Annotated in this window: 19 protein-coding genes; 10 read left to right on the forward strand and 9 right to left on the reverse strand. The window is 46.5% G+C overall.

The annotated features are described in order from the left end of the window. Positions 1-206: 206 nt before the first annotated feature. Entirely contained in the window at positions 207-776 is a 570-nt protein-coding gene (locus BC643_RS07855) for a c-type cytochrome (RefSeq protein WP_120272565.1), read from the forward strand. A gap of 99 nt (positions 777-875) precedes the next feature. Here the strand turns inward: BC643_RS07855 and BC643_RS07860 are convergent, their stop codons facing one another. Both BC643_RS07860 and pdxR read right to left on the reverse strand, forming a co-directional pair. Beyond that, positions 876-2,081 carry a GNAT family N-acetyltransferase gene (locus tag BC643_RS07860; protein WP_120272566.1) on the reverse strand — a complete coding sequence of 402 codons (1,206 nt, stop codon included), beginning with the start codon at positions 2,079-2,081 and terminating at the stop codon, positions 876-878. Further along, positions 2,082-3,545, reverse strand: a complete 1,464-nt coding sequence (gene pdxR, locus BC643_RS07865) for a MocR-like pyridoxine biosynthesis transcription factor PdxR (RefSeq protein ID WP_120272567.1) — start codon at positions 3,543-3,545, stop codon at positions 2,082-2,084. A gap of 217 nt (positions 3,546-3,762) precedes the next feature. Here pdxR and typA point away from each other — a divergent pair, with 217 nt between their 5' ends. Further along, positions 3,763-5,568, forward strand: coding sequence for a translational GTPase TypA (typA, locus tag BC643_RS07870; protein ID WP_120272568.1), 1,806 nt, complete (start codon positions 3,763-3,765; stop codon positions 5,566-5,568). Between the two features lie 238 nt (positions 5,569-5,806). Here the strand turns inward: typA and BC643_RS07875 are convergent, their stop codons facing one another. After that, positions 5,807-6,406 carry a DUF4494 domain-containing protein gene (locus BC643_RS07875; protein ID WP_120272569.1) on the reverse strand — a complete coding sequence of 200 codons (600 nt, stop codon included), beginning with the start codon at positions 6,404-6,406 and terminating at the stop codon, positions 5,807-5,809. Positions 6,407-6,642: 236 nt separating this feature from the next. Here BC643_RS07875 and BC643_RS07880 point away from each other — a divergent pair, with 236 nt between their 5' ends. From BC643_RS07880 to BC643_RS07895, 4 genes are read left to right on the forward strand one after another with little or no spacing between them, the layout of a single operon-like run. Then, positions 6,643-7,767 carry a Re/Si-specific NAD(P)(+) transhydrogenase subunit alpha gene (locus BC643_RS07880; protein ID WP_120272570.1) on the forward strand — a complete coding sequence of 375 codons (1,125 nt, stop codon included), beginning with the start codon at positions 6,643-6,645 and terminating at the stop codon, positions 7,765-7,767. Positions 7,768-7,770: 3 nt separating this feature from the next. Further along, the gene (locus BC643_RS07885; RefSeq protein ID WP_120272571.1) at positions 7,771-8,085 is read left to right on the forward strand and encodes an NAD(P) transhydrogenase subunit alpha; all 315 of its coding nucleotides are present in this window, start codon (positions 7,771-7,773) and stop codon (positions 8,083-8,085) included. An 8-nt stretch (positions 8,086-8,093) separates the two neighbouring features. Next, positions 8,094-9,533: an NAD(P)(+) transhydrogenase (Re/Si-specific) subunit beta gene (locus tag BC643_RS07890; protein ID WP_245994893.1), complete on the forward strand. Its 1,440-nt coding sequence runs from the start codon at positions 8,094-8,096 to the stop codon at positions 9,531-9,533. 59 nt (positions 9,534-9,592) lie between these two features. Next, positions 9,593-10,282 (forward strand): hypothetical protein, encoded by a 690-nt coding sequence (locus BC643_RS07895; protein ID WP_147377167.1) that lies wholly within the window; start codon positions 9,593-9,595, stop codon positions 10,280-10,282. 56 nt (positions 10,283-10,338) lie between these two features. Here the strand turns inward: BC643_RS07895 and BC643_RS07900 are convergent, their stop codons facing one another. Next, complete coding sequence (locus tag BC643_RS07900) at positions 10,339-11,160, reverse strand: hypothetical protein (RefSeq protein ID WP_170154495.1); 822 nt, start codon at positions 11,158-11,160, stop codon at positions 10,339-10,341. 145 nt (positions 11,161-11,305) lie between these two features. Here BC643_RS07900 and BC643_RS07905 point away from each other — a divergent pair, with 145 nt between their 5' ends. Further along, positions 11,306-11,512, forward strand: coding sequence for a YgaP family membrane protein (locus tag BC643_RS07905; protein ID WP_120272574.1), 207 nt, complete (start codon positions 11,306-11,308; stop codon positions 11,510-11,512). A gap of 75 nt (positions 11,513-11,587) precedes the next feature. Here BC643_RS07905 and BC643_RS07910 read toward each other — a convergent pair whose 3' ends face one another. From BC643_RS07910 to BC643_RS07920, 3 genes are all read right to left on the reverse strand, one after another. Next, on the reverse strand, positions 11,588-13,105 hold the full coding sequence (locus tag BC643_RS07910; protein ID WP_120272575.1) for an aminoacyl-histidine dipeptidase: 1,518 nt from the start codon (positions 13,103-13,105) through the stop codon (positions 11,588-11,590). A 147-nt stretch (positions 13,106-13,252) separates the two neighbouring features. Beyond that, on the reverse strand, positions 13,253-14,341 hold the full coding sequence (locus tag BC643_RS07915) for a DUF4831 family protein (protein ID WP_170154496.1): 1,089 nt from the start codon (positions 14,339-14,341) through the stop codon (positions 13,253-13,255). A gap of 238 nt (positions 14,342-14,579) precedes the next feature. Beyond that, positions 14,580-16,097 (reverse strand): NAD(P)H-hydrate dehydratase, encoded by a 1,518-nt coding sequence (locus BC643_RS07920; protein ID WP_120274201.1) that lies wholly within the window; start codon positions 16,095-16,097, stop codon positions 14,580-14,582. Between the two features lie 229 nt (positions 16,098-16,326). Here BC643_RS07920 and BC643_RS07925 point away from each other — a divergent pair, with 229 nt between their 5' ends. From BC643_RS07925 to BC643_RS23385, 3 genes are all read left to right on the forward strand, one after another. Further along, the gene (locus BC643_RS07925) at positions 16,327-17,856 is read left to right on the forward strand and encodes a peptide MFS transporter (RefSeq protein WP_120272577.1); all 1,530 of its coding nucleotides are present in this window, start codon (positions 16,327-16,329) and stop codon (positions 17,854-17,856) included. Between the two features lie 154 nt (positions 17,857-18,010). Then, complete coding sequence (locus BC643_RS07930; protein WP_120272578.1) at positions 18,011-19,468, forward strand: NAD(P)/FAD-dependent oxidoreductase; 1,458 nt, start codon at positions 18,011-18,013, stop codon at positions 19,466-19,468. Between the two features lie 15 nt (positions 19,469-19,483). Next, on the forward strand, positions 19,484-19,645 hold the full coding sequence (locus tag BC643_RS23385) for a hypothetical protein (protein WP_170154497.1): 162 nt from the start codon (positions 19,484-19,486) through the stop codon (positions 19,643-19,645). 225 nt (positions 19,646-19,870) lie between these two features. Here BC643_RS23385 and BC643_RS07935 read toward each other — a convergent pair whose 3' ends face one another. After that, positions 19,871-20,794, reverse strand: coding sequence for a putative 2-dehydropantoate 2-reductase (locus tag BC643_RS07935; RefSeq protein ID WP_211338012.1), 924 nt, complete (start codon positions 20,792-20,794; stop codon positions 19,871-19,873). A gap of 146 nt (positions 20,795-20,940) precedes the next feature. Beyond that, positions 20,941-24,408 (reverse strand): hypothetical protein, encoded by a 3,468-nt coding sequence (locus BC643_RS07940; RefSeq protein ID WP_120274202.1) that lies wholly within the window; start codon positions 24,406-24,408, stop codon positions 20,941-20,943. Positions 24,409-24,423 lie beyond the last annotated feature (15 nt).

A 24,423-nucleotide genomic window follows, 5' to 3' on the forward strand; every position in this document is an offset into this window, starting at 1 on the left:
ATCTCACCGCACGACAACAACTTCATTTCCAAGAGATCCGAAAAAATTGCACTTGTTCCTTTTTGCTCCTAATTCCAATTTCTTTTTAAAATAATCGTGGCATTTCACAAACCTCTGCAAAGTTCCCTCGTAGTAACGGACATCAATGTCTTTTAAAGACACAAAGAACTGGTTTTCAAACCAAATTAAACACTAAATTCTTTACTATGAGACACCTACTTTTCTCCCTGTTGTTTCTCGTTGGATTAATTGGCTGTACAACCCAAACTGAGAAAAAAGAAGTCGCCGAAACACCTCCTACTCAAGAAGAAATTATCGCAAGAGGCCGCTATTTAGTATCGAGTATCGGTTGCGAGGACTGTCACACACCAAAAGTGATGTCTGATCACGGTCCGATTCCTGATCCGGAAAATCACTTTGCCGGACACATGGAAGGCGACCTGCGCGACAAAGTAGCCAAAGACGCCTTGTCGAGCTGGCTATTATTCAATATGAGTCTGACCTCAGCCGTTGGACCTTGGGGAATTAGCTACGCTGCAAATATCTCATCTGATGAATCGGGTGTCGGAACTTGGACAGATGAACAGTTTATTCGCGCGATGCGGGAAGGACAATACAAAGGGTTGGAAGGAACCCGCAAGTTACTGCCTCCAATGCCTTGGCAGAACTTTTCGAATTTAACGGACGATGATCTAAAGGCAATGCTTGCTTACCTGAAAAGCACCAAGCCAATTCGAAACGTCGTTCCCGAACCTGTAAGTCCCGCAGATTTCTGACGCTGACAAACCTGAATTCACCACATAACAGATATAAAAAAAGCGGACTCAGCAAGCAATGCTGTCGAGTCCGCTTCAATTTTTAAAGTCACTCTGTATTCAACCAATATTGAGCCGTTCCATGGCATTCGCCGGCTTTGACAGACCGGTGAAACCATATTGCTGATAGAGACCATGTGCATCGGCCGTGCCTAAGCCCAGTCGACTTAAGTTTTTCAAGTCGGGGTGATTGACAATGGCTTCGATTAACTTCTTGCCGATCCCCTTTCCACGATGCTGTTCCAAAACGAAAACATCCATCAACCACCCGAAAACCGAATAGTCTGTCGCTACACGGGCAAATCCAAGTTGGTTTCCGCTTTCATCATAAGCTCCAAAACAGAGGGAGTTCTGAATTGACTTCTGCACAATATCCCGACTTCTTCCCTTCGCCCAATACGAGCGTTCACTCAAGAATTCGTAGATCAGTGAGACATCAAGTTTTGTTTTATCAGTTGAAATGCTAATCTGGTTCATTATTCTTGCATTTGGTAATTTATAATAAGCTGTTGTTTTCTTGACTTCAAATCCCAGTTTAGTTGCCAATTTTGCAGAAGCTGCATTGCCTTCACGACAAGCCCACAGGGGCGTCAATCCATGCTGCAAGCAGTGTTCGATTAGCGCAGAACATGCAATCGGAGCCAGTCCCAGCCTTTGATAATCCTGTTGGGTTTCTATTCCAATTTCCAACTCGTCACCTTCGACAAAAGCCGAAAATGCGGTCGAAACCGGAACACCATCTTTAAGGATCGTGTATCCCAAACCAATTTCAGCAAACTCAGTGGCTCTGCTCCAAAAATTGGACGGCACCACCATTCCTTTCATCTGCTGAAACAGAATTTCATCTGTCCTAGCCAATTGATATTCGCTTTCCGCTGGCTGCATAAACAGCCTGAATTTCGCCGGGTTAAACTGAAAGTTCAACCGCCTATCCTTTTCCACTTCCCCGCCCAACAGATTCTCCAACACGGAATCCCACGCAACAGGAGAAGCTTGCAGCCACTCAGCTTGGTGTCGAAGTTTCTTAGAGTCTAAGAGGTAAGATCTGAGCTTTTGATTGAATGCCTCGTTTTGACTATTGCCCCATAGCAGCAACATGCCGTAGTTGTGCCGAATCAGAAAGGTCGAAGGTCGTTCGGGATTATCGACATAAATCTCGCCGTCAACCTTGCAATTGGCAACCGCCAAAGCAAAAAGATGATTAATCGGCACCTCTTTCAAGCTCGGCAAAACGAGCTTGTATTGAGTCGGTTTCAGTTTATACATTTAGTTGAAATTTTGAATGACCTCTGCAATTCGTTTGATCCCTTCCACAATCTCATCCTCTTTTCTGTGTGCGATCGATAGTCGAAAATGTGCCTTTTCCGGATCCGCCGCGAAAAATCGGCTTCCGGGCGAAACCGCAACACCCGTACCTATCAGCTTCTGATTCAATTCGGCTTCCCTTTCCAGCGGGAAACAAGTCGTCAGCCAGATAAGGTAGCCTCCCTCAGGCCTTGTGAACTGAACCTGCTGCTGCGGAAGAAACTCCCGACAAGCGGCTAATGCTAGCTGCATCCGTTTCCGGTAAGCGCGATGGATTCGCTTTTTGTGCAATTCATAAAATCCCTGATCACAAAAACGGAAAACAGCTGCTTGGGTCAAAGGGCTACCCGACAGGTCTGTTACTTCCTTCATCCGCCTGAGTTTTTCGGCCAAGGTAACCGGCGCCACAATCCACCCAATCCGCAGGCCTGGAAAAAGAATCTTGGAAAAAGTCCCGAGGTAGATGAGCTGCTGCTTTCGATCCATTGATTTTACCGGAAGCACAGCTTTCCCGAAATATTTCATCTCTTCTTCAAAGCCGTCTTCAACCAGCGGAACTCCGTAGCGTTCGCAAATACGAAGCAGGCGTTCCCGGTGCGATTGGGACGTTGAGATCCCCGTCGGATTGTGAAAAGTTGGCATCGAATAAATCAGTTTGGGCTTTTGCTTCCGAAGCGATGCTTCCAATTCATCTAAATTCATGCTCGCCGAGGTCATTGAAATGCCTTGCACCTTTAATCCCAGGTAATTCATCATCGTCAAAGCCGATGCGTAAGTCGGGCTCTCCACAAATACACAATCACCCGGATTTGTCAGCAAACGACAAACCAGTTCAATTCCGTTCTGCATGCCATTGGTCAGGACAATCTCATCGGCCGAAGTATGAATGCCGTGTTGTTTCATCTGCCGGGCCAAAAGCTCGCGCAAAGGCAGGTAGCCCGCCGGATCGCCATATTGCAGAACAGAGGCACCTTCAGTTTGAATTACCGCGTTCATACTCCGTCGAAAATCCTCGACAGGCAGCAAATCGGAATCCGGGCTGAGCGATCGAAAATCAATCAGTCCATCCAACTGTGCCGAAGAAAACAACCGAGTTTGGCTGATCGACATGAAAGCATCCGACAAATGCCCTTCCCAGCCGAAACGATCGACAACAATCTCAGCTTGTTGTTTTACCGGATCGATTCGTTTCCGAACCCTCGAATAGCCGCCCGCGACCGCTTCAATGTACCCGGCAGCCCAAAGCTCCTCGTAAGCACGGTAGACTGTTGCCCGATTCACGCCGACATTTTCGGCCAGTTTACGGGTCGAAGGAAGTACCTCTCCTTCCTTCAGCCCTCCCGACTCAATCAGGCTCCGAATCTGATCAACAATTTGTTCAAACAATGGGTGACGACTCTTCGTATCAATGGTTATTAAAATCATAAGACAAACGTATTCCTATTTTGGACTATCTGAAACAGCCAATTTACACATTTATTCAATAGTCCAATCATGGAATTATGAGGCTAGAACGAGATAAACAGTCTGATTTTTAAACTAATTCCGAACCAGCCTGTTAAGTTACCGTCAATAAATTTACACCTACGGTGCCTGCAAACGAAATAAAACTATCTTTGCGCCACCAATTTTGGATTATTATATGCAGAAGATTAGAAACATCGCGATTATCGCACACGTTGACCACGGCAAAACGACTTTGGTTGACAAAATCATTTACTACTGTAACCTGGTTAAGGATCACGAAAAACGTGAAGACCTGATTCTCGATAACAACGACCTGGAACGTGAGCGTGGTATCACCATTTTGGCGAAGAACGTTTCGGTAACCTACAAAGACGTTAAGATCAACATCATCGATACTCCGGGCCACGCCGACTTTGGTGGCGAAGTAGAACGGGTATTGAACATGGCCGACGGTGTGCTTCTGCTAGCCGATGCTTTTGAAGGTACAATGCCTCAAACGCGTTTCGTGCTATCCAAAGCGTTGGCCTTGGGTCTGAAACCAATCGTTGTTGTTAACAAAGTAGACAAACCGAACTGTCGTCCGGAAGAAGTGCACGAACAGGTTTTCGACCTGATGTTCAGCTTGGACGCGACCGAAGATCAGTTGGATTTCCCAACAATCTATGGTTCTGCTAAAGAAGGTTGGATGACAACCGACCTTGCAACAAAAACCGACAACATCGGACCTCTGCTCGACGCGATTTTGGAACACATCCCTGCTCCGAAGGAAAACCCGGGTACGCCGCAAATGCTGATTACTTCATTGGACTATTCAGCATACGTTGGACGTATCGCGATTGGTCGTATCCACCGTGGTGAATTGAAGGAAGGCATGCAGGTAGCATTGGCAAAACGCGATGGCTCTATCAAAAGAAGCAAAATCAAAGAAATTCATACTTTCAGCGGTTTAGGACGTCAAAAAGTTGAATCGATGCACGATGGCGATATTTGTGCCCTGGTTGGTATCGAAGGCTTCGACATTGGCGACTCGATCTGCGACTTTGAAAATCCGGAACCATTGGATCCGATTGCGGTGGACGAACCAACAATGAGTATGGTTTTCACCATCAACGATTCTCCGTTCTTCGGTAAAGAAGGAAAATTCGTGACTTCACGCCACATCAAAGAACGTTTGGACAAAGAGTTGGAGAAAAACCTGGCTCTTCGTGTCGTTCAAGGCGAATCAGCTGACTCATTCACGGTTTACGGACGTGGTGTACTTCACTTGTCTGTATTGATCGAGACTATGCGTCGCGAAGGTTACGAGCTACAGGTTGGACAACCGAAAGTGCTTTTCAAAGAAATTGGCGGTATCAAATGCGAGCCAATCGAAGAAATGCACGTGGACGTGCCAGACGAGTACAGCGGTAAAGTTGTTGAAATGGCAACCGTTCGTAAAGGTGAAATGCAAAATATGGAACGCAAAGGTGACCGTATTCACCTGGAATTCCTGATCCCTTCACGCGGTATCATTGGCTTGCGTACCAACATGTTGACTGCGACTGCAGGTGAGGCTGTGATGACACACCGTTTCATTGAATACCAACCGATGAAAGGTACTATTGAAGGACGCCAAAACGGATCGTTGATCGCCAAAGAACCGGGAACGACTTTCGCCTACGCCCTGAACAAACTGCAAGACCGTGGTAAATTCTTCATTGGACCACAAACTGAAGTTTACGAAGGTATGGTGATTGGCGAAAACAGCCGTGCCGACGATATCGTTGTTAACGTAACCCAGTCGAAAAAGCTGACCAACATGCGTGCATCTGGTTCTGACGACAAAGTGAAACTGGCTCCTCCAATCGTATTTAGCTTGGAAGAAGCGCTGGAATACATCGGTAACGACGAGTACCTGGAAGTAACACCGGAATCCCTTCGTATGCGGAAAATCTTCCTGAAAGAAGCGGAACGTAAACGCGGTGGTAAAATCAATTTCTAAGAATTGAAACTGAATCATATAGAAAAACACTCTGCAGCATTTGCAGGGTGTTTTTTGTTTTAGGCGGACAGCAACTTCAATTCGCCTCAAAAGTTTCTGCAGTTTCTTGTAAACTTTTGAAATGAATATCGTAAATTGATTATACGTTGACTAAACGTAATGCGCCCGCCGCATTGTAATCTGTGGTATTCTCTAAAAAAGCAGACCCGACTGAGCGAATCAGACGGGCCTGTGTTTTTTATTCGTTTTCATCAATCTCTCCATCTGCGATCGGAGGATCATCATCGAAGTTCTCGTCTTCGTCAAACTCTTCGGTTTCTTCAAATTCTTCCGACGCCAATAAGTCTTCAGTCGTTTCCCGAACCTCTTTTATCGGTTTCAAATGTGGTGGAATATCTTGTGGTTGGTCATCCGAGAAATACGGGAAAACGTCAACAATCGGGCTCAGTGCCATCGAAGTCGTGTGGTAAGGAACCAGGATATAAGAAAGCCCTTCCTCCAAACGTTGGAAAGCTTCTTTGAAATCATCAGCCGCTACCAGAAAGTAGTTGTTAATCTTCTTCTCTTTACCGGCTTTCTCGTCAATTGTCACAATCGCGATACGCGCTTTGTACCAAAACTCACCGCTCTCGGCCGGGAAGATTTCAATGACATTTGATTTCTTGATATTGTCGATCTGGAACTCACCGCGGATAATCTGCTGCATTTGCTGAATGATCCGGGCTTCCGCATCGGTGAACGACACGGCATCAACCAAAAAGGACTCGCCCACTTTCTTCTCGCGACCATCCTGGTCGACTTTCACGTATTTAACTTTTACTTCAAACCAAGTTTGCATGCTATTCTTTTTAAATCAGCTCACAAAGATATTTTCTTTGCCGACTAAGCTCCGTTTTTTCGCCATTAATTCTCCAAAAAGTTGAAGATTCTCTAAGCCCAATTCACTCAAAATTGTGTCGCGCAAAAATAAGTAGCTGAACAGCAGATCAAAAGATTTGCCTGCTTCTGAGGGTTCAGTAAATTAGTAAGGCCATACAGCAACGGACACTGACTATCAACCTAAATACACGACTTATGATTATTGGAGTCCTGAAAGATGCCGAGCCCGAACACCGGGTGGCGCTGATCCCCGAAAACGTGAAATCACTGCTCGCGCGGAAAGTCTCGGTGCTGTTGGAACAAGGCGCCGGAACCAATGCTTTTTACCCTGACGAAAGCTACATCGAAGCAGGTGCAACAATCCTGACGAGAACAGAAGTACTCGAAAAATCGGACCTGCTCGTTCAAATTTCAGAGCCCGACGAAACATTGATTGCCACGCTGAAAACAAACCAGGTTTGGCTGAGCGAGTTCAAACCGCTGTGGCATAAAAATCTTGTCAACGCATTTCTGCGAGCGGGAATTTCGAGCTTCAGCATGGATGCCGTTCCGCGGACGACCCGCGCACAGGCCATGGATGTGCTTTCGTCGATGGCAACCATTGCCGGCTACAAAGCAGTTTTGGATGCAGCCAGCCACCTCCCCTCTTTTTTCCCCATGTTTATGTCGGCCGCAGGTACCATTCGCCCGGCCAATGTATTGATTTTGGGAGCCGGAGTTGCCGGTCTGCAAGCGATTGCCATTGCCCGAAAATTGGGAGCGCAGGTCGAAGCCTTCGATGTTCGCTCTGCCGTAAAAGAAGAAGTGATGAGTTTGGGCGCCCGTTTCGTGGAAGTGGAAGGCGCCAAAGAAGATGCCGCGGCCGGAGGATACGCCATTGAACAAACCGAAGAATATAAACGCAAACAACAGGAAGCCATCGACCAGCATGCTGCAAAAGCAAACGTGGTAATCTGTACGGCTCAAATCCCGGGTCGAAAAGCCCCACTGCTAATTTCGAAAGAAGTCGTTGCACGCATGCAACCGGGTTCAGTCATCATCGATCTGGCTTCATCAACAGGCGGCAATTGCGAACTGAGCGAGGACAACAAATCCGTCGTTCATCATGGTGTCACCATTATCGGCCAATCCAATTACCCGGCACAAATGCCCAAAGATGCCAGCAAAATGTTTGGCAAAAACGTCTCCAATTTCCTCGACCTGCTAATCACCGAAGACGGACAGATGAGCCTCAACTTCGACGACGAAATTGTCCGCGGAACCTGTATCACCCACCAGGGAGAAATCATCAACGAACGTGTCAAATCAGTAATCGACTAAATCATGGAAGCCATATTACAGTTTTTCTTTACTTACAAAGAAGCCATTTTCATTATCGCCCTCTCCGTTTTTTTGGGTATTGAAGTCATTTCCAATGTACCCTCTGTCTTGCACACTCCCCTCATGTCGGGCGCTAACGCTATCAGCGGTGTCATCATCATTGGAGGAATTATTTTGGTTGGACACGCCGATGCCTCGCGCCTTTCGCTCGAACTGGTTCTCGGAATTCTGGCTGTCATCTTCGGCACCCTCAACGTAGTTGGTGGTTTTGTGGTGACCGACCGGATGCTGGAAATGTTTAAAAAGAAGAAAAAATAGGAGGGCACATGAATCAGGTAATCGGAACGCTAAACGGAGCGCCCTTCACGATGGGCGAAACTTTACTGGAACTAAGCTATTTGGTCGCTGCTCTTTTATTTGTTTTTGGGTTGAAGTTGCTTAGCCATCCGGAAACGGCCCGCCGCGGAAACCTTTGGGCTGCCGGGGGAATGTTCCTGGGGATGCTCACGACCTTGCTTCTGCATAAAACCGATAGCGGAACTCCCATTCCCATGGCCAATGTCTGGATTATTTTAGCGGCTATTGGCGTTGGCTCCGTGGTAGGATGGATTGTGGCCCGAAAGATTAAAATGACGGCCATGCCACAGCTGGTTTCGTTTTACAATGCAACCGGTGGTGCCGCCTCCATGCTGGTCGCCCTGCTCGAATTCCCCAACGCGAATATGAGCAACAAAGGATCGGTTTTAGTCACACTGCTGGGGATGATTATCGGCGCCGTTGCATTCAGCGGGAGTATGATAGCTTACGGCAAGCTGGACGGCAAAGTCGGCGACATTCGCTCCGGATTGATGAAATACGTCAATATACTCTTGATGCTCGTCACCTTTGGGCTGGCCATCTGGATGCTCTTCTCTGGCCAAACACCCGCCGACCTGAATTGGGCCATTTACCTGTTGATGGTTCTATCGCTCCTTTACGGTGTTCTCTTTGTTATGCCCATTGGCGGTGCCGACATGCCCGTTGTCATTTCCCTACTAAACAGTTTTACCGGTATTGCTGCGGCCATGGCGGGTTTCATTTACCACAACCAGGCCATGATTTTGGGCGGTATTTTAGTTGGTGCCGCCGGAACAATTTTAACCGTTTTGATGTGTCGTGCGATGAACCGCTCATTGCTGAATGTGATCATTGGAGCATTTGGCGGCGGACCATCATCAGCAGCCAAAGAACAGGGTGAAATGAAAGAAATGACCTTGAGCGATGCTGCCATCCTGATGAGTTATTCTCAGTCTGTAGTGATCGTTCCCGGTTACGGCTTAGCGGTTGCGCAGGCACAGCACGTTTGCCACGAGCTGGACACACTGCTATCCAACAAAGGCGTCAACGTTCGCTACGCCATCCACCCGGTTGCCGGACGCATGCCGGGGCACATGAATGTTTTGCTGGCCGAGGCCGACGTTCCTTACGGACAACTGGTGGAAATGGACGCCATCAACCCCGACATGCCCAATACCGATGTGGTAGTCGTTATCGGAGCCAACGACGTAGTCAACCCAGCGGCCATTACCGATCCGGGGAGCCCCATCGCCGGGATGCCGATTATAAAAGCGCATGAGGCTAAAAACATTATCGTCATGAAGCGGGGACGCGGAAAAGGCTATGCGGGTATCGAAAACGAACTTTTCTTCGGAGAAAAGACGCGTTTGCTATTTGGTAATGCCAAAGACACCCTGCAAAAATTGGTAACCGAAATTAAAAGCTTATAATTGATGCAGCATTTCCATCTTAGTCGATGGAAATGCTGCCTATCAATCAATCTCATCCTATGAAATGTATCCTTCAAACGCCGACAAACAAACTGGACAACAGCATCGATTTTTACTCCAGGTTGAACTTCGAACTGATCGAGCTCAACGAAAAAACCTTGTTTTCCGACGGGAAAGTCATCATTCAGGTGAACCCCGAGCGACATGCACGAGCAGGCCTGAAAATCTGTGCTGAAAGCTGGCGCTCGGTTGCCGATGAGTTGGAAGAACTAACGAATGTCATTCAAACCCCAACAGGTTTTCTGTTAGCCGATCCATCGGGTTGCAAAATCTATTTAGAAGAATGCTACACGCCCCTCAACTACGATTTGTCGTCCATCCCACCTTCAGTGCTGGGCAACTTCTCTGGCCTGAGTCTTGAAACAACTGATTTCAAAAAGTCGGCTGCCATTTGGCTGAAACTGGGTTTCAAAATTGTCGCCGGATCACCCGAACACGATTGGATTAGCTTGATCGGGCACGATGGATTTGTTGTATCGATCCTAAAAATCCTGAGTTGTCCGCACCTTTTCTATAATCCATCAGTCAGTTATTTCAACGGAACCGAAAACCCGAAAATCATTCAAAGGATACGCGATCTCGGTGTTCCTATCCAGGAAGAAATCACCGTTTTTAACGACCAGGGAATTGTCGACAACATTATCATTGTCGATCCCGGTGGCGTGGGCTTCTTCATTTTTAGCGACTAAAGAGGGTAAAAAAAGCCCAATGAAATCATTGGGCTGAATATTTCCTTTCGAATAAGCTACTTACTGTATAACGGACTTCTCTTAATCAGATATTGCAAGGTGGCCTGGTAAGCATCTTCTGTTTGCCAAAACGACCGTCGCGCCTGAGACGAGATGTTCTGTCCGTCGCTGGTGTATATTTTCACATCAACCTGCGTTTCGAACTGCTCAGTTGACGAACTGGAACTGCTGGAATAAGTACTTTTCTTGTTTTTTTCATCATTCTTCTTGGTTTCCGTACTCGTACTACCATAGTTTGTAGTGCCTTTGTAATCAACCAATATTGATCCCACAACAACGTATTCAGCACCTAAAATCTGGCAAAGTTCCTCCGGCAAAAATCCATCTATATTGCTGTGATCAATCCCTTGGCGAGCCAAATATGCATTGGTTTTCAACGGATCCTGAAGCGTGAAACGCGGGGCAAATTTGAGCAACAGGTTGTAACAATCAGACTGGACCTTTTTACTCAGCTTTTCATCCTTAGCGCCACCTTCACCGATGTACGAAAATGGCAACACTGCAACCAAATTTCGCTGAATATCCATCCCTCCTTGATCTGGCGCCGCAGCTTCTACAGTACTCACTTCATTGAATACCTGTGTTCGGCCGCTCGCAAATTGAATCTTGTTGATATCTGCCTTCTTCACGGAATAAGTCAACGTCTCGCCTTCGTATACGAATTTAACTTCGTCTCCTTCAATCGCTGTGACTTTCCCTTTCATTTCCTCGCCATTCAACTTCGTAATAATGTCTACAGATGACTGTGCAGAAACGGTCGCGGTAAAACCAGCGACCAAAACGAAAATAAAAAATATCAGAATCGCATTTTTCTTCATGTCTTTCATTTTAATAATTTCATATTCCTCAGTAAATTACAAAATTAGCGACAACAAGTCAACGCTTTTCGACGTAGCAAGATCAAAAAGTATCTATTAAACGACTACTAATTTTCATTTTAACGCTAACTGTAAAAAACGAATTATGAAACAAAACATGGGTGTTGCGGACAGATTGATCCGCGTAGTTATTGCAGCAATCATTGCTGTACTTTATTTCACAGGAACGATCTCCGGCACAATTGGTATTATTTTATTGATTCTGGCGGCAGTTTTCGTCCTAACGAGTTTAGTTCGTTTTTGCCCCCTTTATAAGCCAATGGGAATAAACACATCAAAAAAGAAAGCATAAACGCCACGCTGTAAAAGAAAAGATCCGGCACTTTGAAAAGGCCGGATCTTCTGTTCGGATATTTTTGTAATCGATCTAATTCTCGGAAACAGACTCGTCAGCGACAGGTGCTTCTTCAACAACTGCTTCTTTTACCGGAACGTTCTTGAGGGTCTCAACCATGAAATCCCAGAATTTCGCAACCGATGGGATATTTACTTTCTCATCAGGCGAGTGCGGGAAGCGAATTGTCGGACCGAAAGAAATCATATCCCACTTCGGATAAGTACCTCCCAAGATTCCACATTCCAGCCCGGCATGAATGGCTTTAATCTCCGGGATTTTACCATACTTCTGCTCGTAAACCGCTTGCATGGTTTTCAGAATTGGTGATTCCATATTCGGGTTCCAGCCCGGGTAAGCTCCGCTGAATTTCACCTTAGCACCAGCCATTGAGAAGAGGGCTTTCATGCGTTGTCCGAAATCAGCTTTCACACTGTCGATGGAACTACGCATCAGGAAAGCCAATCTGATTGTTTTGTGTTTCGCGTCGGATTTCACAACGGCCAGATTAGACGAGGTTTCCACCAGCCCCGGCATACTGTCTGACATCCGAATGACACCGTTCGGGCAAGCCAAAATCGATTTGGTCAGACGCAACTGCGTGCGCTTGTCAATCAACTTCGAGATCACATCTTCCGGCTCAAGGACAATCTTCATATCCGGTTCTCTCAGCTCAAATTCAGCCTTGATTTCCTTTTCGAGTTTTGCCACCAACTTGGTCAGCTTGTCCCATTTCTTCTTTTTCACTGCCAATAAGCCAAATGCCTCACGAGGGATCGCATTCCGAAGGCTTCCGCCATCAATGCTGATCAGTCGGGCACCGCACTTCTCAAAGGCCATGTTCAGGATACGGAAAAATACTTTATTGGCATTTGCCCGTTGCAGGATGATATCCATACCCGAGTGGCCGCCTTTCAGACCAGTCACGCTCAACCGGCCACCGATGAAATTCTTCGGCATTTCCTTCTTCTTGAATTCAAACTCGACTGTCAGGTCTTCACCGCCGGCACAGCCAACGTACAATTCGCCTTCGTCTTCCGAGTCGGTATTCAGCATGATTTCACCTTTCATGACACCGGCTTTCAGCCCTTCGGCACCGTCCATGCCGGTCTCTTCGGTTGCAGTAAACAAAGCCTCAATCGGCCCGTGTTCCAACGATGTGGAAGCCAATACGCCCATAACAGCCGCTGCACCAATCCCATTGTCGGCACCAAGCGTTGTGCCATTGGCTTTCACCCAATCCTCGTCGATGTAAGTCTCGATTGGATCGGTTACAAAGTCGTGTTCCTTATCGCTGTTTTTCTGCGGCACCATATCCAGGTGAGCTTGAAGAATCACACCTTTTTTGTCCTCGAAACCGGGAGTTGCCGGCTTGCGGATGATGATGTTTCCTGCTTTATCTTTCGTTGTTTCCAACCCCAGGTTCACGCCAAAGTTGTAGACGTATTCCTGTACTTTTTCTTCGTGATGCGATGGACGCGGAATTTGCGTCAGCGCATAGAAATTTTCCCAAAGCGCCGTGGGCTCGAGCTTGCTAATTTCGTTACTCATTGGGTTTCAAATTATTTTATATTTTCAGACTGCCAGATTCTCAGATTACCGGACAAGACTTATCACCATCTTCCAAACTGGCTCAACAATTTAGTTCCGTACATTCGGAACTAACAATTCAACATTTTCACTCAAATCCGGTTCAGATTATTTTGTGCTTATACTTTTAATCGCACCTGTTTCGGGGTGAAAGAGGATATGATGGGTTCCATCGAGCAATTCTTCGGGAACGGATAAAACAGTTCCATACTGCGCAATATCCAAACGGGTGAAGGCCATCAGGCTGACACCATTCATCAGTCGCAGCTCAGCCTTGCCTGGTGTTCGGTAATAAACTTCGCTCGAACTTGCCGCTGTCGACTTCAATTTGCTTTGCGATGCAGCCAAGCCATCCAGTTTTTTCAGCTCAATTTGCATCGGCTTTCCACTTAAATCGGTTTTTGGAAGCACCCCTTTGGTATCCGAGAAACGGAAAACCACCTCTCCCGAGGCCGAATTATTGTCGGGAATGAAATCGAAGGTATAGTGATAAGTCCCGGTGTAGCTTTTTCCAATGAACAGCGAAACGTATTCGTCTTCGAGCTTGCCCAGTTCTTCAACCATCACATTGTAGGCTTTGCCATCAGGTAATTGCTCATCGTATCCGTTCGCCAATGTTTTGAAACGACGTTTGCGCAACTTTGTTACCGTGTGGGCAGCTTCCTGCGCTTTTTCCTGCAAAGTTTTCGCAACCAGCACATTTCTGGAAGTCGAGTCCGGTTTCTCGAAGAACGGATTCATCGACAAATCTTTAAATGGGAAATCAGGCACAGGTTGATCTTCCAGGAACGTTGTTACGGGGGCAGCCATCGCTGTCGATTCTGACTGTGCATTAATTCCGGCAATGACTCCTTCCGGCGTTAAGCTAACCAAAGCTCCGGCCCAACCTTTGGCTTTGTAAACGCAATCCGGATCCGGCTCGCTGAAAGTTTCCACCTCCACTCCGGTAATTGTCCATTGTTCGCGATCGGCCATCGGCGCATTCTTCAATCCCAGCATCGCTTCGGCAAATTGGGCATATGGCCCGGCAAAAAGCTTCTCCCGGGTTGCCGTTACGTGTATCCGGATTCCTGTTCGCGGGAGGCTGTAAACGACTCCGTCAGTCATTGCGGGAGCCGTATTCTTATCGCTTCTTTGTGCCTCGGTTTGCAGGCAAATACCAGCGAGCAGAAAAAATAAAATGAATCTGAATTTCATGGTCTTCGTGTTTAATTTCATGGTTCTGTTCTCTTTGTTTTCGATCAAGAGAAATTTGAAAAAGGATTTTTAATCTCAGAATACTAAAATTTTCATTTTAACATTCGGCGAACCCAAAAGTAATGAATCGGGAATCAAATGCGCTATCAATTGATTTAAAATTGTCGGTCATTCGCTTTCGCCTATCAGCGAAAATCCTGTCAATCGTCATCCCCTGCCCTTTTACAATCTAATTTATTCAAAAGTCTTTTAGTTGACAGAACGCCTTCCCTAGGTTTTCAGTGATGTCTCCCGCGATCAACGACTCGTATCCATACGATTGGGCTGCCAGGTCACCAGCAAGGCCGTGCAACCAGACCGCCAATAAAGTAGCTTCCACCGCCGTGTAGCCTTGCGCCAACAGCCCCAAAACAATACCGGTCAGCACATCACCGCTACCGGCGGTGGCCATTCCCGGGTTGCCGGTAGTGTTGAAACAAACGTTACCATCCGGAAAGCTCACACTGGTAAATGCGCCTTTCAACGCGACTACGACTTTGTATTTTTGAGAAAACTCCCGCTGCAATTGCAATCGCGTGTACGAATCGGCAAAAGGCCCGACCAGCCGCTCAAACTCTTTTGGGTGTGGTGTCAGCACGGTATGTTCGGGCAACAGCTCGTACCATTCCGGGTGAGCAGCCAGAATATTGATCGCATCGGCATCGATCACCAATGCCCCAGGTTTTGCCAACAACAATTCACGCAACGCCCGCTGCGAGTTTGGCTTTGTGCCGATTCCGGGCCCAATACCAACTGCCGAAAACTGCTCTAACTTCGGAAACTCGGTGAACATCAAATCCGAAGCGTCGATGGAGCACATGGCTTCCGGAACGGCCGTCTGGAGAATCGGCGCACCCGAGTGCGGCACATGCGTGGTCAGTAAACCCGTACCGGAGCGCAAGCAAGCTTTTGATGCCAACACGGCGGCTCCCATTTTTCCGTAGGCTCCGGCAATCAACAAAGCATGCCCGTAGGTTCCTTTGTGCGAAAAGCGCGCGCGACTCTTCAGCTTCCCCGCTACAAAACCAGCGGAAGCAAAACCATAGGGCGTTTCGAATTTGGATATGGCTTCGGGGTGAAGACCAATCGGCAGCACCTCCCATTCGCCCAAAATGGCTTCGTGTTCAGGAAAGAAGAAACTGAGTTTCGGGAACTGGAAAGTGAGCGTGAAGTTGGCCCGGATAACATGATCCAGATTATTGCTTGAATTGTCTTCTGCAAACAAACCACTCGGGATATCGATTGCCAGAATTTCGGCCGAAGAATGATTCAAATAAGCAACGAGTTCAGCGGCAACTCCCTCCAACGGCCGATTTAAGCCAGAGCCAAATAAACCATCAATGATCAAAGCGCCGGATTCAACTTCAGGGAAATCGCTTTCAACCTGCATATACGAAACCCCAACTTTGCCTTGTTCTTTCAAACGCTCTTCATTTACCTCCGGTGATCCTTTCAGCGGCTTTCCAAAGTCGAGTATGAAAACGGAGCAGGAATAATCGTATTCAGCCATGAGACGCGCAATGGCCAGTGCATCGCCGCCATTGTTGCCTGGACCAACGAAAAACAAAAGCTTCCGTTCGTTCGAAATGCGCTGAATCATCCAGTTCACGATTTGCAGCGATGCCCGTTCCATTAAATCGATATCTGCAATGGGTTCATTTTGGATGGTAAATTCATCAATCGAAGCAATCTGTTTACTTGAAAATATCTTATTCATAAAATCTCGCTTTAAACTTTTTTGCAGCCTTTCTGCGTCCTGTTGATCTGAATCCCAATTGCTGAAACCCCGAAGAATAAAACCGAATATTTCTATCAAAATTCAGAAAATTATCTCGAAATTCGAACATTATACGGCAGAAGAATGTCAAAAGCATGACAAGATTCAACAAATTGTTTATCGATAATTGATACTTTTGCTGGCTATAAAACAAAATTATTCGGAAAATATGAGTGTAGATAAGAACAAAGCTTTCTTTGGACATCCACTTGGTTTGTCAACGCTGTTCGCCAGTGAGATGTGGGAACGGTTCAGTTACTATGGCATGCGTGCCTTGCTGGTACTTTTCCTGACTGCAACATTCGCCTCCGGCGGATTTGGAATGAACGAACAGGATGCCTTCACCATTTATGGTATTTTCACCGGTTTGGTTTATGTGACTCCAATTATCGGCGGTATTCTGGCCGACAAGGTTTTGGGGCAACGTAAGTCGATTTACATCGGTGGCTTGACAATGGCAACCGGACAGTTCCTGCTGTCGGCAAGTGCGTGGATCCACGGAAGCGATGTTGATTTGGAATTCCGACAAACTTTATTTTATGCAGGTTTGGGTATTCTGATTGCCGGTAACGGCTTTTTCAAACCCAACATCTCGACGATGGTTGGTGAATTATACGACAACAACGACCCACGCAAAGATGGTGGTTTCACCATTTTCTACATGGGGATTAACCTTGGAGCATTCCTGTCGCCGCTGGTAGCAGGTAAGCTGGGGGAGCAAGTTGCATGGCAATACGGGTTCCTTTCAGCCGGTGTCGGTATGGTGATCGGAACCATTTGGTTTTTCCTGCGCAGTCATACGCTGGGGCACATTGGTATGCCTCCGAAAGTAAAAGCTGAACGCGTTCGTTTGGTTGTGAAAGACTGGTTCGGCATTCTCACTTACTGGGGATGTGTTGTCGCACTGATTTTCGGTGTAATCCTCGGATGGAGCGCACTTCCATCAATGGTAACAACCATCATTATCTACGTACTTGCGATCGGTGGTGTCCTCATTCTGGCAACAAATATCTTCAAAGGCACATCGGGTAAAGCTGAATGGTCAAGAATTGGTGTAATCCTCATCCTGGCTTTGTTCAACATTTTCTTCTGGGCCGGATTCGAACAAGCTGGTACAACATTTAATATTTTTGCCCGCGACAATACTCAGCGTATGATCGGTAGCTGGGAAATCCCGGCAACCTGGTTCCAATCGATCAACGCGATCTACATCGTTATTTTTGCACCAATCTTCAGCGTGCTTTGGACTATTCTGGACAAACGCAAACTGAATCCGAATACACCGATGAAATTTGCCTGGGGTATGATTTTCCTCGCAACCGGTTTTGTGGTAATGGCTTTAGCCTTTACTCGTTCAACACATGGCGACGCTGTTCGTTTGGTTAGCCCGCTTTGGTTATGCCTGGTTTATATGCTACACACATTCGGCGAACTTTGTCTTTCTCCAATCGGACTTTCAATGGTGACCAAATTATCGCCTCCGAAACTTGTATCTACCATGATGGGAATCTGGATGGGATCGTTTGCTGCAGGTAACTTCGTGGCTTCGCAAATGAAAGCAATCTCGCTTAAATTGCAAGAAGCGATGGGTGCTGACATCCAGGTATTCTGGATGATTGCCATCCAGTCGGCTATCATCGCTGTTATCCTCGTTATTTTATCACCGTGGCTGAAGCGCATGATGCACGGTATCAAATAAGAAATCGCTCAACACACTGCATACAAACCCGGTCCAATTCGACCGGGTTTTCTTTTTCCACTAAACCTGATCTACAACAGCATAAGTCGAACAAGTAGATTTTTCGCGTATATTTATTTCAAACATTTGTCCGTTTAATCTAAAATTAAGACTTATGGCAAAAGTGGTTGTTCTCGGTGCCGGAATCTCGGGCCACACCGCCGCATCGTTCCTCAAAAAGATGTTGGGAAAAAAGCACGAGGTTGTTGTTATTTCGCCAAACAGTTATTACCAGTGGGTTCCTTCAAACATATGGGTGGGCGTTGGCCGAATGACTGTTGAACAGGTTCGGTTTCCGCTAAAAAAAGTATACGACAAATGGGGTATAATCTTCAAGCAAGCCAAAGCATTGGAGTTTTATCCGGAAGGCGATTCGCAGTCCGAGTCTCCCTTTGTTACGATTGAATATGTTGCAAACGAACAAAAAGGTCAACACGAAAAGGTAACATACGATTACCTGGTCAACGCCACTGGCCCAAAATTGAACTTCGATGCAACGCCGGGACTAGGCCCCGGAAAGTTCTCATATTCCGTTTGTGCATACGATCATGCAGCCCATGCCTGGGAAGCGTTGCACAAAGCGATGGAGGCCATGAAAGCCGGTAAAAAGCAGCGCCTGCTAATCGGAACCGGGCACCCAATGGCCACTTGTCAGGGTGCAGCGTTTGAGTATGCGCTGAATATTGCTTTCGAACTGAAACGTGCAAAACTAAGCCATATGGCTGAAATCACCTGGATTTCCAACGAATACGAATTGGGCGATTTCGGCATGGGTGGCGCCTTTATCAAACGCGGCGGATACGTCACTCCAACCAAGGTCTTTACGGAATCCGTGCTAACCGAAAATAACATTAAATGGATCAAACGGGCTGGCGTAACAAAACTGGAAGAGGGCGTGGCACATTACGAGACTCTGAACGGCGAACAAAAAACCGCGGAGTTTGATTTTGCCATGTTAATTCCGGCATTCAAAGGACAGGATTTCAAAGCATTCTCGAAAACCGGCGACGACATCACGTCGAAGGTATTTGCCGCAAACGGATTCATGAAAGTAGACGCCGATTACACCCCTCGGGACTATGAAGACTGGAGCATCGCAGACTGGCCCCAAACCTACCAAAGTCCCGCTTACCCGAACATGTACGCCACCGGCATTGCTTTTGCGCCTCCTCATGGAATCTCAAAACCTATGAAAAGCCCTTCAGGTCTTGCCATCACTCCAGCACCTCCAAGAACCGGCATGCCATCGGGTGTTACAGGCAAGATTGTCGCTCAAAATATCTCACACTTCATCAAGCACGGCGGAACAGAACACAAACATACCGCGAGCATGGGACGGATGGGTGCTGCCTGTATTGTCTCGGCGGGCTACAGCATGACAAAAGGCCTGGGTGCTACGATGACCGTTTCACCGATTGTGCCCGACTGGCAGCGATTCCCCGACTGGGGACGCGATATAAAAGCAACTGTGGGTGAAGTTGGTCTGGCCGGCCACTGGATCAAACTTTTCCTGCACTACATGTTTATTCACAAAGCCAAAGGCTACCCGTTCTGGTGGCTTCTTCCAGAATAATTAAAACAGACAACCATGGAAAATAAAAAAGAAATAAAAGCTTACAAAGACGAGTTTTACCCTCCGGTTCCGACCAAAGCAACTAAATACTGGCGTACGAATTTCATCTACCAGATATACAAGTTTTTGAGGCTGAACTACAAGATTATGAGAATTGTAGTGAAAGGCCATTCTTAGTTTTATGGATTTATACTGAAAAAGGGGCATCAGATTTCTGATGTCCTTTTTTCCGGGGAAAATCAGTCCACGCAAAGCCGCGAAGCAGCAAAGCTGTTCGTTACTATTCTATTGAGCAGCTACGAATTGAAAACCTGACAAATTGTGACAACAGCACAACAGTCTTCCGGAAAACATGCAACTTTCATCCCTTTTGGTATCCTGCCAGAATCATGATCTTTTTTTCTAAAACCCATTGATGGAATTATAAAAACGCAACTGCTTTTCGAGCACTTCTACTTTTTCCATTTTGAATCCCTTTTTTGCAGCATGCTGCAAGGGTTGGCTGTAAATCGCATCAATCTCCATCGGGCGTTTGAAGTCGTAATCCAGTTTCATACTCGGTGCGTAGGGTGTCATTTTCGCCGTCATTTCGATCATCTTATCAGCGAACTCCCGCTTCAGCGAAACACCGCAAGCATTGGCTGCATCAATCACCTCGTACATCATCTCATGGGCCAGTTTCCGGCTCGAGTCCACGTTCATGATTCGATCTGTTGTTGAATTCAGAACAACCGTCAATCCGTTGAAAGGAACATTCCATACCAACTTCTGCCAGCGGGCAAAATACAGATCTTCTGCAATCTGGCAAGGCACTCCTGCCTGTTTAAAATCTTCTCCAACCTTTTCCAACACCGACTTGTCTTTCAAATTATAGGATCCTAAGATTAGTTTACCCAAATCGAGGTGATGAATGTGGCCGGGACCAATTTTATTGGAACAAATGAAAGCCAGGCCACCTGCAATTTGAATATCCGGCATCATCTCTCTCAGTTCATCTTCAATCCCCAAACCGTTTTGGATCAAAATGACGACACTATTCTCATGCAGCAAAGGCTGAAGAAGCGACTTCAGAAGCCCGTTATTGGTTGTTTTCAGACATACCAAAACTACGTCTGCTTTCGGCATTGAGCTGGTCGAATTGTAGGCTGCGACCGGCTTGAGCAAAAAATCACCGGAAACGGAATCCACACGCAAACCCTGCTGTTTTACCTGCTCATAATCCGAATTAAAAAGGAAGTCAACCTGTTTACCTGCTTCAGCAAGTTTCCCGCCATAGAAACCTCCTAAGGCCCCTGTTCCAACTACTGCATAACGAAGATCCATCATGTCATTTAATTTTACACAAAATTAGTCGCCACCTGTCGCAATGCCCAACCACAAACTGCAAAATTAATGGTTCGTAACACAAACTTATCGCCATAAAAAAAGGGAGCCCATCGGACTCCCTTTCATATATCTCAAATTAATCGAAATTAATCAGCAATAGGTTTCATCGGATCTGCACCTAACGAACCTTTCAATTCATCCAGGTATGAAGGGCTACTAACCGATTCCAGTTTCGTTTTGGCCAACGCTAATTTTGAAGGCAAGTCCAAACGAACAGCTGTTGCGGCGAAGTTTTTGCGGCTCAAAATATCTTCGATATAAGCCACGTTTTTCGTCCACAATGCAACATCGCGTTTTTGTTTTTCAACCAGGCGAGCTTTGTACCAGTCACTGCTCAAAACAGCTTCAGGTGTAAACATTTCGCGAATTTCCGGATCATTGCGGTCTTTTCCTTTGTAAGTTCCGTCGATCATGATGTGTACCAACGCTTTCAACGGTGGGCACAACAGCTCAACAGATCCGTCCTTGATCAAACCTTCGGCCACACGTTTTTGAGTGATTGAAAGGTTGTCGATTGACGCAACGAACATTTCCATATCCTGCAATTCAGGACGCAACATGTCTTCGCTGAATACAGCATCCGGTTTACTGAAGATACGAGCCATGAAGTTCTTCACGAATTTCACGGTAATCCGGTAACCCAACAAGCTGGCGTCTACTTTGCGACCTTTGTAGTCAAAGTCTTCCACTTTTTCCATGTAACCGTTTTCGATCAGGAATTTCGGATCGCGTTCTTCAACAGACATACGACACCAGATTTCCGGGATCAACAAGCTCACGTCGTGATCAACTTTGTATTTTGGTCCAACGTAACCGGCAGCAGTACTGAAACCACCGTATCCGGTCAGGATGTACGACAGGAACGCGTTGTTCAGGTCGGTTGACGGCAACAGGTTGTTGAACGGTCCTTTGGTCAAAGCACCTTCTGAACCGAAACCGGTTGTAGATGGAGATTTACCAGTGATTGAACACATGAAATCGATGAACAATTCTGGTAATTCCTGGTAGTGGATCGGGCTGTAAACGGCCAACGGCGGAACGTTGTTCTCAGGCTCGGCCGGGTTATTCCGACGTCCTGGCAATACAGCGTTAACCGGTTGGTACAACGGTTGATCCAGCGGAATTTTGCGGAAGATACGTGAAGTAATCTCACCAACATATTTTTCCATCGGGTCTACCAGGTCAGGACGCGTTTGCAGGTATCGTGGGTTTTTCGACGGCTTACCATTCACCAAACGCGGTTCAGACGGAACCACCAAATATTCAGGAGAATCACTCTCCAGGAAGTTATTGATAATATCTTTTACAGGCTGTGTGTACAATTCGAAACCAATCGCATCGTCCTTGATTGCTTGTACTTCAGCGCGAGTCAACGGTTGGAAGTTCGATGTAAATGTACCCGGGCTCGACAGGTCTTTTTCGCCTTGTTTGTCGTATCCTTTGATGATACAGTCATCAGGACGCTGGAACAAACGAGCCTCACAGTTTTTCACGATTTTAACGCTCGGGTTTTTGTATTCCGGGTTCAGTTTCGGAAGTTTCGCCGCACTCAATACAATTGAAGCAGTGATGTCATCTTCAACCTGAACTTTTGCTGATGGGTTGAAATCCTGACGCATCAGGAAGATCCGCCATGAACCATCTTCTTCGTGACCAACACGTAAGTAGTTCGACAGCAATTTGCTGCTTTGGAACTTCAACTCGTTACCCGGTGTACCATTGATTTTGTCAACCGAGAAAAATTTACGCCAGTCAGCATCCCATTCTTCTGTAAAGTTACCTTTGATAACGTAAATCAACACTTTGATACGTTGTGGCAACGAAGTCAACCAGTCGTTGTATTCGTCTGTATAAAGTTCTGACGGAGTCAACAATTTGATTACAGATCCCAATGAACGACGCGGGCTCAAAATGTGACGTGGTTTGTTAACCGAATAGTCTGCAGGAACTTTAAAACGTTTTGAAAAGTCGTGAGCCATGATTTTTTCAACCATGTCCAGGTCTTCGTTCAAATCGCCAACGATGTACGATCCTTGAATCATCGCATCTTTGATCGATTTTGAAATTTCCGATTTACCACCACCAGAAACGGTACATGGCTTGTGGCACAAAGTTCCTTCAGCGTATGTTCCGGTCAGGTGCCACTTCGGTCCTTCCAAACGTTTTTTCATTTCAATCCGATAACCGTTCGGATAGATATAGTATTTGTATGGCAACAGTTTGATTGACTTTTTCTCTCCACCTTGTTTCCAGCTGATAGACTGGCTTGACAGGTCGAAAACAGCATCTTCCGGCACATACAGTACATTCGAGTGATTTTTATCGATCGCATAACCTTCCGGTTGCAGATCGATCAGGTCGGCAAACTGGTAAATGAACGAAGCGAAGTTCATTCCGTTTGCAGGAATACGTTCGTCCAGGTAGCATTTTTCACCCAGGTTGTAGCTACGGTAAGCAATCGCACCACCAGCGTGTTCTTCTTCAGCGTAACCAAACAGGTTAGCCGAGTAGCTGATCATGGTTTTCACTTCTTTTTTACAGTAACCGTAGTAGTTGTCGGCGATGATCGTGATAACAACACCACGCTCGTCACGGCAAGTAATTTTGAATGCGCTGCCGTCGTTGTATTTTTCGTCTTCCGACTTCCAGCACATGCTGTCGCGACGTTGACGTTCGGTTGCATTGTCGTAATGCGGCAGACCCAATTCTTTCTTCGTCAACTGAGTCAGGTGAGTCGCCAGGATCACACAGCCAGTGTGGCCGGTCCAGTTTTCAGGAGCCAGAGCTGCATCGTTTTCCGGCAAGAAAGGATCGCCAGCGTTTCCGAAGATAGACTCAACGAAATCGAGGTTAGAAACCAGTGAACCCGGTGCAAGGAAAGCAACTTCCATAGATTTTTCGCGGATGACTCCCGGCACTTCAGGCACAACGATCGGACGCAACATCAGGCTTACAAACAATTCAGCCGGTTGTTCCAGATTTGCAGTAAATGGCAAACGCATTAAATCTTTAGGTGGATTCAAAGCAGCTTGCAACAACTTTGTGAACGTTGCTTTTGGCACTGCTTTTTTATCATCAGGAATTGGCAAACCGCCTTCGACCACGTGGAAAACACCTTTCGTAGTACGACGGTCTTCCTTCGGGTTGTTCAAAACTCCCTGAGCTGTACGGTAAGTTTTAATGATGTCGGTCTCGTGATAATCTGCTCCCGGAGGAATAGAAATGATACGAGCCAAACCGTAACGGTCAAGGATGAAAGGATTCTCAGGCCAGTTGATGGAATTATCACCCGGAACATCACTTAGGTACGAATCCAGGAATTCCCGGATACGCGTGCCCATCGGCGACGTATTATTGGATAACAAACGTGATTTGATGTTATAGTTATTCAATAAGGGTTTTGCAATTTCGATTAAATCTGTTTTGATTCCGGTATTGCAAGTGGGATAACCATCGGCTGCCAGTTTCAGGTTGATGTATTGGATCTTCTTTTTCTCTGACACCTCTGGCTCATTCAGTTCCAAGCCAATTCCAAAGGTTCTGTTTACAGTCATGGTTTTTGTTTTATA

Origin of the sequence: Mangrovibacterium diazotrophicum (genome assembly GCF_003610535.1) — a bacterium.
Lineage (GTDB): Bacteria > Bacteroidota > Bacteroidia > Bacteroidales > Prolixibacteraceae > Mangrovibacterium > Mangrovibacterium diazotrophicum.

Excerpts from the sequence above, each read along its gene's own strand:
- BC643_RS07920 (WP_120274201.1), bottom strand. The coding sequence starts at position 16,097 with ATGAATAAGATATTTTCAAGTAAACAGATTGCTTCGATTGATGAATTT.
- BC643_RS07890 (WP_245994893.1), top strand. The coding sequence starts at position 8,094 with ATGAATCAGGTAATCGGAACGCTAAACGGAGCGCCCTTCACGATGGGC.
- BC643_RS23385 (WP_170154497.1), top strand. The coding sequence starts at position 19,484 with ATGGAAAATAAAAAAGAAATAAAAGCTTACAAAGACGAGTTTTACCCT.
- BC643_RS07910 (WP_120272575.1), bottom strand. The coding sequence starts at position 13,105 with ATGAGTAACGAAATTAGCAAGCTCGAGCCCACGGCGCTTTGGGAAAAT.
- BC643_RS07895 (WP_147377167.1), top strand. The coding sequence starts at position 9,593 with ATGAAATGTATCCTTCAAACGCCGACAAACAAACTGGACAACAGCATC.
- BC643_RS07935 (WP_211338012.1), bottom strand. The coding sequence starts at position 20,794 with ATGATGGATCTTCGTTATGCAGTAGTTGGAACAGGGGCCTTAGGAGGT.
- BC643_RS07900 (WP_170154495.1), bottom strand. The coding sequence starts at position 11,160 with ATGAAGAAAAATGCGATTCTGATATTTTTTATTTTCGTTTTGGTCGCT.
- BC643_RS07905 (WP_120272574.1), top strand. The coding sequence starts at position 11,306 with ATGAAACAAAACATGGGTGTTGCGGACAGATTGATCCGCGTAGTTATT.
- BC643_RS07915 (WP_170154496.1), bottom strand. The coding sequence starts at position 14,341 with ATGAAATTCAGATTCATTTTATTTTTTCTGCTCGCTGGTATTTGCCTG.
- BC643_RS07930 (WP_120272578.1), top strand. The coding sequence starts at position 18,011 with ATGGCAAAAGTGGTTGTTCTCGGTGCCGGAATCTCGGGCCACACCGCC.
- pdxR (WP_120272567.1), bottom strand. The coding sequence starts at position 3,545 with ATGATTTTAATAACCATTGATACGAAGAGTCGTCACCCATTGTTTGAA.
- typA (WP_120272568.1), top strand. The coding sequence starts at position 3,763 with ATGCAGAAGATTAGAAACATCGCGATTATCGCACACGTTGACCACGGC.
- BC643_RS07860 (WP_120272566.1), bottom strand. The coding sequence starts at position 2,081 with ATGTATAAACTGAAACCGACTCAATACAAGCTCGTTTTGCCGAGCTTG.
- BC643_RS07940 (WP_120274202.1), bottom strand. The coding sequence starts at position 24,408 with ATGACTGTAAACAGAACCTTTGGAATTGGCTTGGAACTGAATGAGCCA.
- BC643_RS07855 (WP_120272565.1), top strand. The coding sequence starts at position 207 with ATGAGACACCTACTTTTCTCCCTGTTGTTTCTCGTTGGATTAATTGGC.
- BC643_RS07885 (WP_120272571.1), top strand. The coding sequence starts at position 7,771 with ATGGAAGCCATATTACAGTTTTTCTTTACTTACAAAGAAGCCATTTTC.
- BC643_RS07925 (WP_120272577.1), top strand. The coding sequence starts at position 16,327 with ATGAGTGTAGATAAGAACAAAGCTTTCTTTGGACATCCACTTGGTTTG.
- BC643_RS07880 (WP_120272570.1), top strand. The coding sequence starts at position 6,643 with ATGATTATTGGAGTCCTGAAAGATGCCGAGCCCGAACACCGGGTGGCG.
- BC643_RS07875 (WP_120272569.1), bottom strand. The coding sequence starts at position 6,406 with ATGCAAACTTGGTTTGAAGTAAAAGTTAAATACGTGAAAGTCGACCAG.